Source organism: Pseudonocardia adelaidensis, assembly GCF_039543345.1.
Taxonomy (GTDB): Bacteria; Actinomycetota; Actinomycetes; order Mycobacteriales; family Pseudonocardiaceae; genus Pseudonocardia; species Pseudonocardia adelaidensis.
On the sequence record NZ_BAABJO010000015.1, the window covers coordinates 160,660 to 178,454 of the forward strand.

Sequence of the window (17,795 nt, forward strand, 5' to 3'; positions counted from 1 at the left end):
TGATCCAACACCCGAGCTCGGTGATCAGATGCCGCCGGAACGGCATTCAGCGCCCGGCAGGCGGCGCGATGCGGGAGCGGGTGCGGGCCGGTGCCGTGGGGGGAAGCTCGGAGAGGATGTCGGCGAGGGTGGTGGCGTCGAGCTGCCGGCGCCACGCGTCGTGGGCCTCGGCCATCTTGCGGGCGAGGATGCAGGTGTCGCGGCAGTCCTCGGGCGGCAGTGCGCCCCGCCCCTGCTGGCGGATCTCCCGGCACTCGTAGGGCGAGGCCGCGCCGTCGACGGCCTCCACGAGCTGCAGCAACGTGATCTCGGACGTCGGTCGGGCGAGGCGGAACCCGCCGCGCGGGCCGGTGGTCGCGGCCAGCAGCCCGGCCTTGACCAGCGCCTGGAGCTGCTTGGCGAGGTAGGGCGCCGGCAGGTCGTAGTACTCCGCGAGCTGTTTCGCCGACGCGGTGTCGCCGGGCTCGAGCTGGGCCAGCGTCGTGGCGCAGTGCAGGACCCACTCGGTGCTCACGGGCAGCTTCACCCGCACAGCTTATCGAAGATATTGCAGATCTATGAAGTCCGAGATAATCTCGGCCGCATGCGGATCGCAGTAGCCGGTGCCACCGGCAACATCGGAGCACTCACCGTCGCCGCCCTCGAACGGGCCGGCCACGAGGTGGTGCGGATCAGCCGCTCGCTCGGCGTGGACCTGTCCACCGGCGAGGGGCTCGACGCGGCGCTGGCCGGCGTCGAGGCCGTCGTCGACGCCAGCAACGGGCCCGCCACCGACGAGGCCGAGACCGTGGCGTACTTCGGCGCCAGCACCCGGAACCTGCTCGCCGCCGAGGAGCGGGCGGGCGTGCGGCACCACGTGCTGCTCTCGATCGCCGGGCTCCACCGGGTGAAGGGCAACCCGCACTACGCCGGCAAGCGTGAGCAGGAGCGCCTGGTCTCCGCGGGCCCGATGCCGTGGACGATCGTGCCGGCCACGCAGTTCCACGACTTCGCCGCGATGGTCGCGAGCTGGACCGAGCGGGACGGCGTCGCCACGATCGCCCCGCTGCTCGTGCAGCCGATCGCGCCCGCGGACGTGGCGGACGTCCTCGCCGAGGTCGTCACGGGCGAGCCGCGGGGCCGCCACGCCGACGTCGCGGGGCCCGAGCCGCAGGACCTCGTCGACATGGCGCGGCGCACCCTGGAGGCCAGTGGCCGGGTGGTGAAGCTCGTGCCGACGTGGTCGGGTCTCTTCGGGCCGGAGATGGCCGGCAACGTGCTGCTGCCCGGCGATGGCGCCCGCATCGCGCCCACCACCTTCGAGGAGTGGCTCGCCAAGTCGGCGTGAGCGGCGGTCGATGAGTTCTCGGCCCCGGGCGAGTCACACCGGTCATGACGACCCACACGCTCGCAACCCCCGAGGTCGACCTCGTGTACGACGTCCGCGGCCCGCTCCCGCCCGCCGGCGGGCGCCGGCCGCTCGTCCTGGTCGGCCAGCCCATGACGGCCGACGGCTTCACGACGCTGGCCTCCCACCTCCCGGACCGCACGGTGATCACCTACGATCCCCGCGGTCTCGGGCGCAGCACCCGCAAGGACGGCCGGACCGACCACGCCCCGGAGGTCCAGGCCGCCGACATCCACGCCCTCGTCCAGGCCCTGGGCGCGGGCCCCGCCGAGGTGTTCGCGAGCAGCGGGGGTGCCGTGACGGCGCTCGCGCTGGTGGCGGCCCACCCCGAGGACGTGACGGTGCTGGTGGCGCACGAGCCGCCACTCATCCCGGTCCTGCCCGACGCCGCCGCTGCCGAGCGGGCCCGGGCCTGGTTCCGGGACGCGTACGAGGCCGAGGGATCCGGCGCCGGGATGGCGGCGTTCATCGCGATGACGTCGTGGCAGGGCGAGTACACCGACGAGTTCTTCGCCCAGCCCGCGCCCGACCCGGCCGCGTTCGGCCTGCCCACCGAGGACGACGGCACCCGGGACGACCCGCTGCTCTCCGACCGGTCCTGGGCGGTCAGCAGCTACCGGCCCGACGTCGCCGCTCTCGCCGCCGCGCCGACCAGGGTGGTGATCGCAGTGGGTGCGGAGACCGGCGACACCTTCACCGGGCGCACCGCACTGGCGACGGCCGAGCTGCTCGGCCAGGAGGCCACGGTCTTCCCGAGCCACCACGGCGGCTTCCTGGGCGGCGAGTTCGGCTACGCCGGTCAGCCCGAGGCGTTCGCCCGCAGGCTGCGGGAGGTGCTCGCCGCGACGTCGTAGGCGACCGCCGCAACGAGGTTGCCGTCCGCCCTAGGGTCGGGGCATGACGACCGAGAACCCGGCGGCCCGGCTGCGTGCGCTCCACGTGCCGGGGACGCCGCTGGTCCTGCCGAACGTGTGGGATGCCGCCGGGGCACGCGCGGTGGTGGCCGCCGGTTTCCCGGCCGTCGCCACCGCGAGCGCGGCCATCGCCCCGGCGCTCGGCTACGACGACCACGAGGGCACCCCGCCGGACGAGATGTTCGCGGCCGTCGCCCGGATCGCCCGTGCGGTGGACGTACCGGTCACCGCCGACATCGAGCGGGGCTACCGGCTGCCGCCCGACGAGATCGACGCGCGCCTGGCGGCCACCGGCGCGGTCGGCTGCAACCTGGAGGACTCCGACGCCCGCACCGGTGAGCTGGTGCCGGTCGAGGAGCAGGCGCGGCTGATCGCAGCCGTGCGGGCGGCCGGCCCCGACCTGGTGATCAACGCCCGGGTGGACGTGTTCATGGTGGGCTCGGGAGCACGGCCGGAGCGGGTCGAGGAGGCGGTGCGCCGAGGCAGGGCGTACGTGGACGCCGGGGCCGACTGCGTCTACCCGATCATCATCGACCGGCTGGACGTCTCCGACGTGCGGACGTTCGTCGACGGGATCGGCGCCCCCGTCAACGTCGCGTTCCTGCCGGGCGGGCCGTCGCTCGCCGACCTCGCCGAGGTGGGCGTGGCCCGGATCAGCTTCGGGCCGGGGCTGTTCCGGCTGCTGCAGGGCCACTTCGAGGCCGCCCTCCAGGCGATCGCGGCCGGTGGCAGCCCCTACCCGGCCGCCTGACCCATGCCGGGCGGTGGGTTGACGCAGGTCGCGGACGAGTTCGCCCAGGTGCGGCCGCGCCTGTTCGGGATCGCGTACCGGATGCTCGGCAGCATCGCCGACGCCGAGGACATCGTGCAGGACGCCTGGGTGAAGTGGCAGGGGCAGGACCGCGCCTCGGTCCGCGACGCCACCGGCTTCCTCGTCACGATGACCACCCGGCTGGCGATCAACGCGACCCAGACCGCCCGCGTGCGCCGGGAGACCTATGTGGGCCCGTGGCTCCCGGAACCCGTCGACACCAGCGCCGACCCGGCATTGGGTGCGGAACGGGGCGAGGCGCTCGAGAGCGCGGTCCTCGTGCTGCTGGAGAAGCTCACTCCCACCGAGCGCGCTGCGTTCGTACTGCGGGAGGCGTTCGACTACCCGTACGACCGCATCGCCGAGGTGCTGCACACCGGGGAGAGCAACGCGCGCAAGCTGCTGAGCCGCGCGCGGCAGGCCGTCGCGGCGCAGCGGCAGCGGTCCGTCGACGCCACCCACCAGCGCCGGCTGCTCGCGGCGTTCCTCGACGCGGCCCGGGGCGGTGACCTCGCCGAGCTCGAGTCGCTGTTCGCCGCGGACGTCGCCAGCTACACGGACGGTGGAGGTGCCGTGCGGGGCGCCTCGCGCATCCCGGTGTTCGGCCGCGTCCGGGTCGCGAAGTACGTTGCGGCGTTCGCCACGCGGTTCTGGGCCGATGTCCGGGTCGACTGGATCGACGCCAACGGCCGCTCGTCGGTGCTGGTCAGCCGGCACGGCGCGCCGGTGGCCTGGCTCACCGTGAGCGGTACCGGGGACGCCATCGACCGGATCCACTGGGTCATGAACCCGGTGAAGCTGGAACGGATCGCCGCCGCGGTGCGGGCCGACGCCCCGTAGCTGCTCGAAACGGGCGCGACGTGGCACCATCGCGGGCGTGACCAGCAGACCCGCCGAGGTGGAGCGCCTGCGCGACCTCGCACGGCTGCGCCGGGTCCGCGACCGGATCGACCGGGAGTACGCGCAGCCCCTCGACGTCGAGGCGCTCGCCCGCGGCGTGAACATGTCGGCGGGCCACCTCAGCCGCCAGTTCCGGCTCGCGTACGGCGAGTCGCCCTACTCCTATCTGATGACGCGGCGCATCGAGCGCGCGATGGCGCTGCTGCGCCGGGGCGACGTCAGCGTCACCGAGGTCTGCTTCGCGGTGGGCTGCTCGTCGCTCGGCACGTTCAGCACCCGCTTCACCGAGCTGGTCGGCGTGCCGCCCAGCGTCTACCGGCGCGACTCGGCGGGCGAGGTGGCGGGGATGTCGCCCTGCGTGGCGAGGCAGGTGACCAGACCGGTCAGGAATCGAGAAGCACGCGCCTCCGAGCCGCACCTAACGTGACCGCCATGGACATCACCATTCACCAGGCCTACCTCCCGCACGACGACCCGGAGGCCGCTGTGGCCTTCTACCGCGACAAGCTGGGGTTCGAGGTCCGCAAGGAGGTCGAGTACGGCGGGCTGCACTGGATCACCGTCGGCCCTCCCGGCCAGCCCGACACGGGGATCGTCCTGCACCCGCCTGCCGCCGACCCCGGCATCACCGACGACGAGCGCCGCACCATCACCGAGATGATGGCCAAGGGCACCTACGCCGGCATCAACCTCGCCACCAAGGACCTCGACGGCACCTTCGAGCGGCTGCAGGCCGGCGACGCTGACGTCGTCCAGGAGCCCACCGAGCAGCCGTGGGGCACCCGCGACTGCGCCGTCCGCGACCCCGCGGGCAACATGATCCGCATCTTCGAGGTGCGCTGATCACGAACACCAGGCGGCGCAGCGGACGGCCCGCGGCTCTCGAGAGCTGACGGCGTCGCCCCACCCACACCAACGGAGAGATGATGAGCACGGCCACGAGTACCGGCATGCAGTCGCCCGCGCTGCACGCCGCCGACAGCCACGACCTGATCCGCGTGCACGGCGCGCGCGAGAACAACCTCAAGGACGTCAGCGTCGAGCTCCCGAAGCGCCGGCTGACGGTGTTCACGGGCGTCTCCGGGTCGGGCAAGAGCTCGCTGGTGTTCGGCACGATCGCCGCGGAGTCGCAGCGGCTGATCAACGAGACCTACAGCGCCTTCCTGCAGGGTTTCATGCCGACGCTGGCGCGGCCCGATGTCGACGTCCTCGACGGGCTGACGACCGCGATCATCGTCGACCAGGAACGGCTGGGGGCCAACGTCCGCTCGACCGTCGGCACCGTGACCGACTCCAACGCGATGTTGCGCATCCTGTTCAGCCGGCTCGGGCAGCCGCACATCGGCTCGCCGCAGGCGTTCTCGTTCAACGTGGCCTCGGTCTCGGCGAGCGGGATGTTCAAACGGGGCGAGGGCAAGGCCGAGAAGGTGACCTTCTCCCGCATCGGCGGCATGTGCCAGCGCTGCGAGGGCGTGGGTTCGGTGTCCGACTTCGACCTGACCGCGCTGTACGACGACACCAAGTCGCTCAACGAGGGCGCGATCACGGTGCCGGGCTACAGCATGGACGGCTGGTACGGCCGCATCTACCGCGGCTGCGGGTTCTTCGACCCGGACAAGCCGATCCGGGAGTTCAGCAAGCGTGAGCTCGACGACCTGCTCCACAAGGAGCCCACCAAGATCAAGGTCGAGGGGGTCAACCTCACCTACGCGGGGCTGATCCCGCAGATCCAGAAGTCGTTCCTCTCCAAGGACCGGGAGGCGATGCAGCCGCACGTCCGCGCGTTCGTCGACCGCGCGGTCGTCTTCAGCACGTGCCCGGAGTGCGAGGGCACGCGCCTGTCCGAGGCGGCGCGGTCGTCGAAGATCGCGGGGATCAGCATCGCCGACGCGTGCGCCATGCAGATCAGCGACCTGGCCGGATGGGTGCGGGGCCTGCACGAGCCGTCGGTGGCGCCGTTGCTCACGGCGCTGGGGGACACGCTCGACTCGTTCGTCGAGATCGGCCTGGGCTACCTCTCGCTCGACCGGCCGTCGGGCACCCTCTCCGGCGGTGAGGCGCAGCGCACCAAGATGATCCGGCACCTCGGCTCGTCGCTCACCGACGTCACCTACGTCTTCGACGAGCCCACCACCGGCCTGCACCCGCACGACGTCCAGCGGATGAACGACCTGCTGCTGCAGCTGCGGGACAAGGGCAACACCGTGCTCGTCGTCGAGCACGAGCCGGAGGCGATCGAGATCGCCGACCACGTCGTCGACCTCGGCCCCGGCGCCGGAACGGCGGGCGGCGAGGTCGTGTTCGAGGGCACCGTCGACGGGCTGCGGGCCAGCGGCACGCTCACCGGGCGGCACCTGGACGACCGCGCCTCGCTCAAGCCCTCGGTGCGCACGCCGTCGGGGGCGTTGGAGGTGCGCGGCGCAAGCACCCACAACCTGCAGGGCGTCGACGTGGACATCCCACTCGGCGTGCTCACCGTCGTCACCGGGGTGGCAGGCTCGGGCAAGAGCTCGCTCATCCACGGTTCGGTGGCCGGGCGAGACGGCGTGGTGGCGATCGACCAGACCCCGATCCGCGGCTCGCGGCGCAGCAACCCCGCGACCTACACGGGACTGCTCGACCCGATCCGCAAGGCGTTCGCGAAGGCCAACGGCGTGAAGCCGGCCCTCTTCAGCGCCAACTCCGAGGGCGCATGCCCCAACTGCAACGGCGCCGGTGTCATCTACACCGACCTGGGGATGATGGCCGGGGTCGCCACCACGTGCGAGGAGTGCGAGGGGAAGCGGTTCCAGGCGTCGGTCCTGGAATACCACCTCGGGGGCCCGGACAACGGCAAGGACATCAGCGAGGTGCTCGCGATGTCGGTGGCCGAGGCCGAGGAGTTCTTCGGCGCGGGCGAGGCCCGCACGCCGGCCGCCCACGCCGTCCTCGCCCGGCTCGCCGACGTCGGGCTCGGCTACCTCACCCTCGGCCAACCCCTCACCACGCTGTCCGGCGGTGAGCGGCAGCGGCTCAAGCTGGCCACCCACATGGGCGAGAAGGGCGGCGTGTACGTCCTCGACGAGCCGACCACCGGCCTCCACCTCGCCGACGTGGAGCAGCTGCTCGGCCTCCTCGACCGCCTCGTCGACTCCGGCAAGTCGGTCATCGTCATCGAGCACCACCAGGGGGTCATGGCGCACGCCGACTGGGTCATCGACCTCGGCCCCGGCGCGGGCCACGACGGCGGCCGGATCGTCTTCGAGGGCACCCCCGCCGACCTCGTCGCCACCCGATCCACCCTCACCGGCGAGCACCTCGCGGCGTACGTCGGCGGCTGATCCGCTCGGACACCACCGCGCTTGCTCGATGGGGCGTAGGTGATCTTGGGACTGGGAACCCGGGACGGATGAGCCACCACGTCGATGAGCGGCCCGTCCCCCGCAGACATGAGCGCAGCGTTGGGAGCGAGGCACCAGCGCTGCGCATGACGATGGTGGCCGACGCCGCGGCCCTCTCGCTCGTACGGCGCCGGTTCCGGCGATGGCTCGACGGTGTGGGGTGGCCGCAGGATCTTGGCGACGAGATCATCGTGGCGGTCGACGAGGCAGCCTCGAACGTCGTCGACCACGCCTACCCGGGCCGGCGCGCCGGGCCCATGCGGATCGTCGCGCGGCGGCTGGCGGACGGGCTGCGCGGCCACCGCCATGTGGAGATCGCGGTGCGGGACTGGGGACGCTGGCAGCCGGCGCCGACCGACCCGGGCTACCGCGGGCGCGGGCTCGCGATGATGAGGGCCTTCATGCACCGGGTCGACCTGTGGCGCATGGACGAGGGCACCGAGGTCGTCATGCGCAGCGTCGCGGTCGGTCCCGGCTAGGAGCGGGCCTGGTGGGCCAGGCCGGGGAACATCCGCGCATGTGCGCCCCGGTCCCAGTCGACCAGCAGCAGTGACGCGTCGTCCTGCAGCTTCCCGCCCTGGTGGTCGAGGACGGCTTCGAGGAGCCGACGCAACGTCTCCGGGGCGGACAGCTGCGCCGCCGCGGCGTGCTCGGCGAACTCGACCAAGCGCTTCTCGCCGAAGAACTCCCCGTCGGCGTCCCGCGCCTCGGTGATGCCGTCGGTGTACATCAGCACCTGGTCACCGGGCTCGAGCTGCTCGCGCATCACCACGGGCACCTCGTCCCTCGGTACGCGGACGCTGAGCGGTGCCCGGGCGGGCGCCGGGAGTTCCTTGACCACCTGCCCGCCGCGGATGAGCAGCGGAGCCGGGTGCCCCGCGATCAGGTACTCGAGGATCCCTGCCTCCGTGTCGAGCCTCGTCAGCACCGCGGTGGCGAACTGCACCGGCCCGTGCTGCGCGATGATCAGCTCGTCGGCGCGCTCGGCGAGCGCGACCAGATCGGTCTCGCCCGCTCGACGGCCGTTGCGGATCCCCGTGATCGCCAACGCGGTCGTCAAGCAGGCGTTGATGTCGTGCCCGGCGGCGTCGAACACGGCGAGGTCGACGACCTGGTCCTCGGCGTTGTAGTCGTAGGCGTCGCCCGCGACCCGCGCACACGGCTCCAGGAGCGCGGAGACCACGACCCGGTCGGTGGCGAACGTCCGAGGCGGCAACAGCTGCCACAGCAGCTCCGATGCCGCCGACAGCGGGACGGCGCTGCGCAGCCGGCGGAGCCGGTCGCTGTAGGCGAGCTTCGTCGTCACGATGTAGTTCACCAGCCCGGCCAGCGTCCAGAGTCGCTGCCGCAGCTCGAGGTCGTCGACCACACCTTCACCGAGTGCCACCCTGAGCACCCCGGTCCGGTCGCCGCCTCCCGCGATCGGGGTCCACAGCACGACGCCGTCCGAGTGATCGGTGCCGGCCAGGATCTCGCCCATCTGATAGGCGTGTCCGGCCAGCGTGCCGACCACGTTCAGCGGCGCCACCGCGGTGGTGCCCACCGGGGTGAGCACCCGCTGGGCCAGGTCGGCGACCAGCACGTCCGCCCCCAGCCCGAGCGGCCGCACGGCGCCGTCGACGAGGGCCGAGAGCTGGTCACCCGAGGTCAGATGCGCCTCGTCGACGACCCGGGCCAGCACCTGCGCCCACGCCGTACTCGCAGTCGTCACCGACCGACCATAGAGGTTTCGTGGCCGGTCGGACCCCAGCTGCAGGCATCGCCCTGCCGCTGCGACCGGTCGTCTTGGGCACGACGTCAGCTCGTCAGGTCCAGGGCAGCGAACCGTTGATCACGCCACATCCTGCGTGACCGTTCCTCGGGATACCGGGCGAGGGTGGAATCCGCGCCGTAGACGCGCGTGAGGCGCTCGTCGGGCCGGTACCGGGCCCAGCCGGGCTCGCCGGCGGACGCGAACGAGAGGAGCTCGGTCCGCATCAGGTCCGACAGGTGCTGGGCCTGCGCCACGGCGTCCGGGCCGGCCTCCGTGAGCCCCGTTTCGATCTCGGCGGTGCCGAACACGAGCAGGGTGTCGAGGCTGTGCGAGGCCCCGACCGAGTTGAACCCCCAGCAGAGCTCGTAGAGCCACACCCCGGCCCCGCCGGCGTGGGCAGCTTCGGCGAGGTGGAGGGCCGGCATCCGCCACAGCCAGTCCGACATGGCCAGATCGCGCAGCTCGTTCGGGGCGGCGGACGGGTGGGCCGCTCGGTAGCGGAGCGCGCCCGGTGTCGGCGCGAGCCCGTTGATCAGTGTGTCGACCCCGGCCTCGTCGATGTCGCCGAGGCCGCGGGCGAGCAGGCTGAACTCGTCGCGGGTGTGGCCGACGAGCAGGTCGACGTCGCGGGCGGCACCGCCGGCCAGGCCCACCCACGGGACCACGGGCAGCACCTCACCGTCCACCACGGGGGAGAACGGGGTCGGGGTGTGCGCCAGGGGCCCCCACCTGCCCTCGCGCTGCGGCAGACTCCCGGTCACGGAACGTGCCGCCGCGACGAGATCGTCGGGAGCCACGTCGGCGAGGTCCTCGACCCGAGGTGGGCGACCGAGCTCGGCGCTGACTTCCTTCGCGACGTCCGCTGCCAGGTCGGCGGTGAAGAAGGTCGCCGGGAGGCTCTGCAGGATCGCCCGCCGGAACAGGCCGGCCGCCTGCGGCATCACCAGCAGCGCCGCGATCGATCCCGCCCCGGCGGACTGGCCGAAGACCGTGACGTTGTCCGGGTCGCCGCCGAACGCGGCGATGTTGTCCCGGACCCAGCGGAGCGCGGCGACCTGGTCGAGCAGACCACGGTTGTCCGGCGCGCCGTCGAACCGGGCGAAGCCCTCGGCCCCGGTCCGGTAATGGGCGCTCACCACGACCGCGCCGGCGGCCGCCAGTGTCGCGCCCGCGAGGTGCGGATTGGCCGCATTGCAGTTCAGGTACGTGCCGCCGCTGATCCACACCACGACCGGAAGTCCGGTCCGGCCGGGCTCGGGTGTCCATACGGCGAGGTTCAGCCAGTCGTCACCCTCGGTCGACCTGCCGGGCTGTGGCGGGGGTGGGCCGAAACGGGTGACCTCGCGGACGCCGTCCCACGGCCGCGGCGGCCGCGGAGCAGCGAACCGGGCCCGACCCACCGGGGGCGCGGCGAAGGGAACGCCGCGGTATACGGCAACCCCGCCTTCCCGACGTCCTCGGACAGACCCGGCGGATGTGCGTACCTGCGTGGTCATGATCTGCACCCTCACACCGGCCGCCGGCGCCGTCACGCGGGTTACCGGCCACGACCTGCATGATCCCGGACCGGAGGTCGGCGGGAGTCAGGCGTTGTAGCCGCCGTCGACGTCCAGCGATGCTCCGGTGATGTACGCGGCGTCCGGTCCGGCGAGGAACGTCACCGCGGCCGCGACCTCGTCCACGGTGCCCCACCGGGGCAGGCAGAGCCGCTCGATCAACGGCCCCAGCTTCTCCTGGTTGCCGGCGACCAGGTCGGTGGCCATCGGTCCGGCGTGCACCACGTTCGCGGTCACCCGGCGCGCGCCGAGATCACGAGCCAGTCCCTTGGCGTAACCGTCGATGGCCGCCTTGGACGCGGCGTTGTCGGCCACACCGGTCGTTCCGGCGCGGACGCCCTGGCCGGAGCCGATCAGAATGATCCGGCCGTTGTCGGAGATCACTCGTGCGGCGGCCCGGACGGTGGCCATCAGCCCGGCGCGCGTCACCGCCCAGAACCGATCGAACAGTTCCTCGTCCCGGTCCGGGTCATCGACCCGGCCGAAGGCGTCGATCGAGGCGTTGGCGACCAGGATGTCGAGTGCGCCGAAGCGGTCGAGCACGCGCCGAGCCAGGCCGGCGGCGGCCGCCGCATCGGCCTGGTCGGCCTGAAACCCCGCGGCCGCGCCACCGCCGGCACGGATCTCTCGGCTCAGCGACTCAGCGGCCGCGCTGGAGCGGACATAGCTGAAGGCGACGGAGGCACCGCGCGCGGCCAGCGCGCGGACGGTGGCCGCGCCCAGGCCCCGGGTCCCGCCGGTGACCAGAGCAGTGCGGCCGGTGAGTGTCAGGTCCATGGTGGTTCAGCCGAGGATCTTGATGGTGAGGGAGAAGTCGTCGCGCTGGATGCCCTGTCCGAGGATCACCAGACCCATGCCTTCCAGCCAGTGTGCGAACGTCAAGTCGCCGGTGTCCAGCGCGCGCAGCCCGAGGCTCGTGATGAATGAGGAGACCGTCGTCTTCGCATCGGCGTCGTCACCGGCGATGAACACGTCAACGGGATGGCCGGCTGTCTCACCTGCCGCCAGGACCCCGGAGAACAGGGTGTTGAACGCCTTGACGACCGTCGTACCCGGGGCGGCCGCTGCGGCGATCTCCTCGGCGGGGAGCTGTCGCGGAGCGTGACGAGCCCGGTGTGCGCCGAGTCGAAGGGGTTGCTGATGTCGACGACGACCTTGCCGGCCAGTGCCGGCCCGTAGTCGGAAACGATCGATGCCGCGCTGGCGTAGGGCACGGCGAGGATGACGATGTCGCCGGTGGGGGTGTCACCGACGGTGCTCGCGGTGGCGGCCCCGCCCAGGTCAGCGGCGAGCTCGGCAGCCCTGGCCGCGTCACGGCCGACGACCTGCACGTTGTGACCGGCGGCGGTGGCTCGGACACCCAATGTGCGGGCCATGGTCCCCAGGCCGATGATGCTGATCTTCGTCATGATGTTGTTTCCTTCTGAATTCGAATCAGTTTCAGGCGCTGGCGAGAGCCACGTGCTGCCGGACCGCGTCCAGGCCGGCAGCATGCGAAACGACGGGTACGTATCCGAGCTCTGCTACGGCCTTGTCCGTCCGCAGGATGCACGGCTGCCCGAGGAACCATCGAGCGGGAACGGGGACCTCGCGGGTGGCGGTCTCGGCGTCCAGGTCGGGAATCGGTGTGTCGACGCCGTGGATGTCGAACAACGTCTCCAGGAACTCGCGCAGGATGACGCGGTGCTGGTCGGTCACGAAGTAGGCCTGGCCCGGCCGGCCGCGGTGCCATCCGAGCAGAAGGCCCTCGACCGCGTTGTCGACGAACGTGATGTCAGTCGTGTGCCGGCCTCCCTCGATCCACGCGAACCGCCCTGCCTCGGCTGCGGCCACCAGGCCGTCGGTGATGATGCTGTCGGGCCCCCAGACGAACCTCGGACGGATCGACACCGTGGCGAAGTCCGGGGCATTCGCGCCGAGGACGATCTTCTCGGCATCGGCCTTCGCCGCGCAGTAGGCGGCCTGCGAGTCCGGCCGCAGCGGCGCGGTCTCGTCGATCTCCACGAGCGGGTCGCCGGCGAGGAGGGCAGCTTCGCTCCCGCAGTGGACGAACCGTGGAACCTGCGCGTGGTGGGCCGCATCCACCGCTGCCCGGGTGCCGCGGACCGACACGAGTTCATGGCGCTCGCGGTCGGCGGCGATGTCCGTCTCGGCAGCGAGGTGGAACACCACGTCGCTGCCCACGACGTCTTCACGCCACGTGGTCGGGTCGGTCAACTCGCCCCGCACGGGCACTGCGCCCAGCGCTGACACCTTCACCGCCGACGCCGCACTGCGGACCAGAACACGTACCGCGTTCCCCTCGTCGAGGAGCCGACGTACCAGCACCTGGCCGATGAACCCGGAACCGCCGGTGACGAAAACCCGCGCCATGAGACTCCCCTTGATCCGCTACATGTCCCTCGCTCGCCGTGGGCGAGGAGAGCGTCGTGAGCTGGAGCAATCGGCGAGCCGCGAGCATTCCCCCAACAACATCGATAGTTCAGCGGCTCGCGATAAAAAATCCGAATGACCAGTACTGCAGCCGGAGTTCGTGATGAGTGCTCCGCGTGGCCGGTCCGGCACCCCGAGCCGCGGACCCGCGGTCATGGAGGTACCGCCGGCCCGGTCGGCTCGGGGGCACCATCGGTTCGGCCTCTCCCTCGGCAGGTCGCGGCGAGAACCGGCCCTGGCACAGCCGATGATCAGCGGAGACGTGACCCGAACCGCGCGGGCGACACCGGCGAACCCCGCCTCCGGGCCGGGAACGGTGCGCCCACCGGATGCCCGCCGCCCATGAGCGGCACCCGGCTCGCGTCCCGCGGACCGCATCCTGACCGCCCGTGGCCGCCCTCCCCGGGTAACGATCTACAGCTGGAGACCAGGGGGAGGTGGAACACCAGCGCGGCGCAACGGGGTGCCGTTCTCCCGGCGTCAAAGCTCCGGGTCGCGTTCGGCTGTTGGTTCCTCGGCCGGCGCGAGCTGTCGGGCGATGTCGGCCGGTACCCGCAGTCCGCTGCTGCGGAGATCACCGACCAGTTGTGTGACGAGCGGGTCCCGCGAGGTCGTGGTCGTGGCGACGAGGCGTCGTCTCCGTCGAGGCTCGAAGGGGCGGACCGCGCCTGAGAAGCCGGCGGTGATGGCGCTGACCGGAACGACGGTCACACCCAGCCCTGCCGCGGCCAGCTGGGGCGCGTGGGTCGTCACGGCGGTGCGAACCACCACCGGCCCACGCAGGTCGACGTCGTCGAGGTGGCGCTCGATCCACGCGCCGAGCCTGTTCTCGGGCGTGAAGTGTACGAACGGCTCTTCTCGAAGGTCCCGTGTCCGGATGGTGTGCCGGGAGGCGAGTGGGTGCAGTGCCGGGAGGGCTACGACGATCTCCTCCTCGGCGACCGTCGCCGACTCGAACCGTGCGTCGCCGAGCTCGGGGAACAGCAGGAGGTCGGTCTCGCCGGACTCCAGCATGGCGAAGGCGGTTTCCGGGTCCGTGCTCTCCCGGAGGGAGATCACGACGTCGGGCCGGTCGAGGTTCCAGCGCGCCAGTACGGGCGCCAGCAATGCCACCGTGAGGCTCTGCGCGCACACCACCCGGACAACGCCGCCGACTCCCTGCCCGACCGCGCGGGCGAGCCGGATGGCCTCGCCGGCCGCGGCCACGGCCCGACGCGCCTCGGGCAGCGCTGCGCGCCCAGCGGCGGTGAGGCGGACGCCGCGGCGGTCGCGGGTCAGGAGTGCGGTCCCGGCTTCCCGTTCGAGAGCTGCCAGCTGATGGGAGATCGCGGGTTGTGAGAGGTGGAGGTGCCGGGCGGCGCTGGTCACCGACCCCAGATCGGCGGCTGCGAGCAGGCACTCGAACGCCCTCAGGCTTGGCATGAGCAAAATCTATCCGGACTCGTTCTTTCATCGACTGAGGTACAGGAAGAACCTCGTCATCTCGGCGCGGCGCTGACAACCGCTTGCGCGAGGGCGGCCTGAGAGCGGCGGATCTGCTCGGGTGTGCGTCCACTGGCGAGCAACCTGGAGCTCGTCCACGCCGCCGACGACGGGGTTCCGCCATCCAGGCCGACGTGGTGGCAGCCACCACGGCCCCGACCAACCTCATGGCCGGGTCACCTGCCGTGACTCCCACGACCTCTACCGCTACCTCGGAGACCGCACCCGTGATCCGGACGGTCAAACGGGTGGGCACCGTCCTCCCTTGATGGCCTCGGCGCACGCCAGGTGCGCGACGCGGGGTAGCGCCTGAAGGGCCGGCCACGGAGCCCTGCGCGAAACCCGTTGGCGGACGACTGCGACCACTGCTACTTTCCGGCGGCCGTGCGAGAGATCGAGGAGGTGGTACCCGTGAACGAATCGACATGGGTGCTCCCCTCCGGAGTCACGGTCGGGCGATAGGTCGTCCGGGAGCGCCGTTCACGAGCACTCCCGAAAGGCACGACCATGCGATTCACCTCCGAACAGCGCCTCGACGACGGTGTCCTCGAACGCGGGTTCACCCTCGGCGAGATCCCCGGCATCCTGTGGACGCCGGCAGCCGCATCCGCACAGGCCCCGCTGATCCTGATGGGCCACCCCGGCGGACTGCACAAGCTGTACCCCCGACTGGCTGCCCGGGCCCGGCACTGCGCGGCGGAGGGCTACGCCGCGGCCACCATCGAGCTCCCCGGGAGCGGCGACCGGCCGCGTTCCGCCACTGCCGAGGAGGCCCGCGCCGACCTGCGCCGGGCGCTGGAGGCCGGCGAGCCAGTCGACGACGAGATCGTCGACCGGCTCATCCTCCCGCTGGTCGACAAGGCGGTCCCGGAATGGCGGGCTGCCCTCGACGCCCTCCTCTCGCTGCCCGAGGTCGGCGGCCCGGTCGGGTACGCGGGAGGGGTGATCGCCATCGGCACCCGGCTGGCGGTGGTCGAGCCGCGCATCTCGGCCGCCGTTCTGTTCGCCGGGAGCTTCGTGCCCCGCACGATGCTCGAGGAGGCCCGGCAGGTCACCATCCCGCTGCTGGTCCTGCTGCAGTGGGACGACGAGGGGAACGACCGGCAGATGGCCCTGGACCTGTTCGACGCCTTCGGCAGCAAGGAGAAGACGCTCCACGCCAACATGGGCGGGCACACCGGCGTCCCGCAGTTCGAGGGGGACGACGGGAACCGGTTCTTCGCCCGGCACCTGAAGTGAGGCCGGGTCAGGCGAGCAGCAGATGATAGGAGCTGTCGGCCTGGATGCCGCCATCGAGGACAGGTCCCGGCCTTCCTCGATGGCGGTGGCCGGCAGATGCGGTCGCATAACCTGATCAGCGACCCGAGCTGCTGACCTGCGTGCCCCCGGCAGGATTCGAACCTGCGACACCCGCTTTAGGAGTGTTGCCCTCCGCCTACACCATCGCCTCTACCTGCATCTTGCTTGGTGATCGACCTCCCGACTAGCTCCCAGTATCACCAGACGACTCGCTTTCGCTCCCCATCTAGCTCCCGGGCGTCGGCTGCGCTCCTACCGAGTGTGATTCGGAGAGCCTGCTCGGCAGCGGGCGCAAGATAGTCTCGGTTGACCCGAGAACCAAAGACCTCCTTGGTTCGCGCAGCTCGCCAGATCATCCCCGCCGCGGCGGGACGTGGTGGATGCCAACGTGTCGGACCCCCCCGGAACGGGGTACAGACGTTCATGAGAATCGGATCAAGCATCGGCCTGATCGCGATCGGGCTCATCCTGGCGCTCGCTGTGAACGTCGACCTCGGCCCGATCGACCTAGAGCTCATAGGTTGGATCGTTGTTGTGGTCGGCATCATCGGGCTCGTGGCGAGCTTGGTGATGGCGCGCCAGAGCCGCACTGTCGTCGCGACTCGTGAAGACCCCCACGCCGTGCCGACGACGCGTGTCGTCCGTGAAGACCCCCACGCCGTGCCGCCGACGCGCGTAGTCCGCGAAGACCCTTACGCCGCGCCGCAGACGCGCGACCCGCGCTACTGACCACTAGTTGCTGGTGGCGGCCAGGCGTCGACCTCGCCACTGCACCATCGGGCACGTCGGGTGGTGGTGGACGCACCGGGCTCAACGCTCCGGCCCGATCCGTGGCGCCATCAGCAGGGTTCCGGCGTCGCACCGGTGACAGCCGCCCCGCATCGGCCGCCCCGAATACGGCCGCAGGTCCACACCGAGCTCCAGGAGCACACGCAGATCGGCCGCACGCCGGTGTGGTTCCGGGTGACGATCGAGCAGTGGCGGGCGAATCGGCCGGGCCGTGGCGCTGGCGAGGGCCGTCGAAGGGTTACAGCCCGGAGCGGGCTGGCGGCCGGACGGCGAGGCGCGAGTGCGTCGATGAACGCAGCGCATGCACTGCGTAGTCATTTCTATGGCGGCTCGTACGCTCAGCTCATGGCTGAGGTGCTCAACGTCTCGACTGCTACGCCTACTCGGGAGACGGGACTCCGCCTCGACACGATCAGCCACCCGATCGAGGACGTCGTCATGATCTTCGGCGGGCGCTGCCCGGCCTCGTCGTCGCCTACGCCGCCAGCGCCCGCCTGACCGGGTCCGCCGCCCGCTACGCCTGGTCAGTTGTCGTGCTCGAGCGGCCTCATGGCTGATGCCGATACCGGGCGCCTGCTGCGCGACCGGGGTGTTCCGGAAGAATCTTGTCCACGCGGCGGACGCCTCGGCGTCCTCGGCGGTGCCGGACTCGAGCAGACGGCCGTGCTGGTGGTAGCTGCGCAGCACCGTCTCGTCCCCGGCCCGCAGCCGCAGCGACGCCTCCCGCTCCCACTCATGTTGGAAGCGGAGCGGGTCATGACCGACAACGCCGTCCGCACGCTCCCACAAGCCACAAGATCGAAGGAGGAGGCGGTGGTGCCAGAAGCCATTTCATAGCCGGTCACTGACCGGGATGATCACCCTCTGCTGCCGGTCGGGCGAGGATGCCGGTGGTGAGGTCGTCGAGGTTGTCGAGGACGAGTCGGGAGAGGTCGAGGCGACCGCCACTCGCTACCCACATGTCGAGCCCGACCCGAAAGGCGGCGACCGCGCCCGCGGCGACCAGCCGCGGGCGCCGGGCGTCGTCGATCTCGTTAAGGCGAGCTACGGTGACGCGGCGGACGAGCCGCTCGAAGCCAGCGAACACAGCA

At 71.5% G+C, this 17,795-nt stretch carries 20 protein-coding genes; 12 read left to right on the forward strand and 8 right to left on the reverse strand.

Annotated features, from left to right (window positions below; all coding sequences use genetic code 11):
• Window positions 1-46: 46 nt before the first annotated feature.
• Window positions 47-526, reverse strand: coding sequence for an RrF2 family transcriptional regulator (locus ABEA81_RS21305; protein WP_345607004.1), 480 nt, complete (start codon window positions 524-526; stop codon window positions 47-49).
• Window positions 527-583: 57 nt separating this feature from the next.
• Between ABEA81_RS21305 and ABEA81_RS21310 the strand changes: the two genes are divergently transcribed.
• From ABEA81_RS21310 to ABEA81_RS21345, 8 genes are all read left to right on the forward strand, one after another.
• Window positions 584-1,327: an SDR family oxidoreductase gene (locus ABEA81_RS21310; protein ID WP_345607005.1), complete on the forward strand. Its 744-nt coding sequence runs from the start codon at window positions 584-586 to the stop codon at window positions 1,325-1,327.
• Window positions 1,328-1,371: 44 nt separating this feature from the next.
• A complete protein-coding gene (locus tag ABEA81_RS21315) occupies window positions 1,372-2,241 on the forward strand; it encodes an alpha/beta fold hydrolase (protein ID WP_345607006.1) in 870 nt (289 codons plus the stop codon).
• Window positions 2,242-2,284: 43 nt separating this feature from the next.
• Window positions 2,285-3,052: an isocitrate lyase/PEP mutase family protein gene (locus ABEA81_RS21320; protein ID WP_345607008.1), complete on the forward strand. Its 768-nt coding sequence runs from the start codon at window positions 2,285-2,287 to the stop codon at window positions 3,050-3,052.
• Window positions 3,053-3,070: 18 nt separating this feature from the next.
• Window positions 3,071-3,952, forward strand: coding sequence for an RNA polymerase sigma-70 factor (locus ABEA81_RS21325; RefSeq protein ID WP_345607009.1), 882 nt, complete (start codon window positions 3,071-3,073; stop codon window positions 3,950-3,952).
• A gap of 37 nt (window positions 3,953-3,989) precedes the next feature.
• Window positions 3,990-4,439 carry a helix-turn-helix transcriptional regulator gene (locus tag ABEA81_RS21330; protein WP_345607010.1) on the forward strand — a complete coding sequence of 150 codons (450 nt, stop codon included), beginning with the start codon at window positions 3,990-3,992 and terminating at the stop codon, window positions 4,437-4,439.
• Between the two features lie 5 nt (window positions 4,440-4,444).
• The gene (locus tag ABEA81_RS21335; protein WP_345607011.1) at window positions 4,445-4,855 is read left to right on the forward strand and encodes a VOC family protein; all 411 of its coding nucleotides are present in this window, start codon (window positions 4,445-4,447) and stop codon (window positions 4,853-4,855) included.
• Between the two features lie 83 nt (window positions 4,856-4,938).
• A complete protein-coding gene (locus ABEA81_RS21340) occupies window positions 4,939-7,332 on the forward strand; it encodes an excinuclease ABC subunit UvrA (RefSeq protein WP_345607033.1) in 2,394 nt (797 codons plus the stop codon).
• Between the two features lie 146 nt (window positions 7,333-7,478).
• Window positions 7,479-7,871: an ATP-binding protein gene (locus ABEA81_RS21345; RefSeq protein ID WP_345607013.1), complete on the forward strand. Its 393-nt coding sequence runs from the start codon at window positions 7,479-7,481 to the stop codon at window positions 7,869-7,871.
• Here the strand turns inward: ABEA81_RS21345 and ABEA81_RS21350 are convergent.
• The 7 genes from ABEA81_RS21350 to ABEA81_RS21380 form a co-directional block, all read right to left on the reverse strand.
• Window positions 7,868-9,103 (reverse strand): PP2C family protein-serine/threonine phosphatase, encoded by a 1,236-nt coding sequence (locus ABEA81_RS21350; protein WP_345607015.1) that lies wholly within the window; start codon window positions 9,101-9,103, stop codon window positions 7,868-7,870. The two genes, ABEA81_RS21345 and ABEA81_RS21350, sit on opposite strands and share 4 nt — an antisense overlap.
• Before the next feature lie 86 nt (window positions 9,104-9,189).
• Entirely contained in the window at window positions 9,190-10,641 is a 1,452-nt protein-coding gene (locus tag ABEA81_RS21355) for a carboxylesterase/lipase family protein (protein ID WP_345607016.1), read from the reverse strand.
• Window positions 10,642-10,728: 87 nt separating this feature from the next.
• A complete protein-coding gene (locus tag ABEA81_RS21360) occupies window positions 10,729-11,478 on the reverse strand; it encodes an SDR family NAD(P)-dependent oxidoreductase (protein WP_345607017.1) in 750 nt (249 codons plus the stop codon).
• A gap of 6 nt (window positions 11,479-11,484) precedes the next feature.
• A complete protein-coding gene (locus ABEA81_RS21365) occupies window positions 11,485-11,673 on the reverse strand; it encodes an NAD(P)-binding domain-containing protein (RefSeq protein ID WP_345607034.1) in 189 nt (62 codons plus the stop codon).
• Complete coding sequence (locus tag ABEA81_RS21370; RefSeq protein WP_345607018.1) at window positions 11,580-12,194, reverse strand: NAD(P)-binding domain-containing protein; 615 nt, start codon at window positions 12,192-12,194, stop codon at window positions 11,580-11,582. The genes ABEA81_RS21365 and ABEA81_RS21370 overlap by 94 nt, the downstream gene beginning before the upstream one ends.
• Complete coding sequence (locus ABEA81_RS21375) at window positions 12,142-13,074, reverse strand: NAD-dependent epimerase/dehydratase family protein (RefSeq protein WP_345607019.1); 933 nt, start codon at window positions 13,072-13,074, stop codon at window positions 12,142-12,144. The genes ABEA81_RS21370 and ABEA81_RS21375 overlap by 53 nt, the downstream gene beginning before the upstream one ends.
• Before the next feature lie 540 nt (window positions 13,075-13,614).
• The gene (locus ABEA81_RS21380; protein ID WP_345607020.1) at window positions 13,615-14,556 is read right to left on the reverse strand and encodes a LysR family transcriptional regulator; all 942 of its coding nucleotides are present in this window, start codon (window positions 14,554-14,556) and stop codon (window positions 13,615-13,617) included.
• A 567-nt stretch (window positions 14,557-15,123) separates the two neighbouring features.
• Here ABEA81_RS21380 and ABEA81_RS21385 point away from each other — a divergent pair.
• The 4 genes from ABEA81_RS21385 to ABEA81_RS21400 form a co-directional block, all read left to right on the forward strand.
• Window positions 15,124-15,855: a dienelactone hydrolase family protein gene (locus ABEA81_RS21385; protein WP_345607021.1), complete on the forward strand. Its 732-nt coding sequence runs from the start codon at window positions 15,124-15,126 to the stop codon at window positions 15,853-15,855.
• A gap of 483 nt (window positions 15,856-16,338) precedes the next feature.
• A complete protein-coding gene (locus ABEA81_RS21390; RefSeq protein ID WP_345607022.1) occupies window positions 16,339-16,644 on the forward strand; it encodes a DUF6458 family protein in 306 nt (101 codons plus the stop codon).
• 405 nt (window positions 16,645-17,049) lie between these two features.
• Window positions 17,050-17,202, forward strand: coding sequence for a hypothetical protein (locus ABEA81_RS21395; protein WP_345607023.1), 153 nt, complete (start codon window positions 17,050-17,052; stop codon window positions 17,200-17,202).
• 355 nt (window positions 17,203-17,557) lie between these two features.
• Window positions 17,558-17,795 (forward strand): hypothetical protein (locus ABEA81_RS21400; RefSeq protein ID WP_345607024.1); only part of this gene is annotated, 238 nt, incomplete at its 3' end.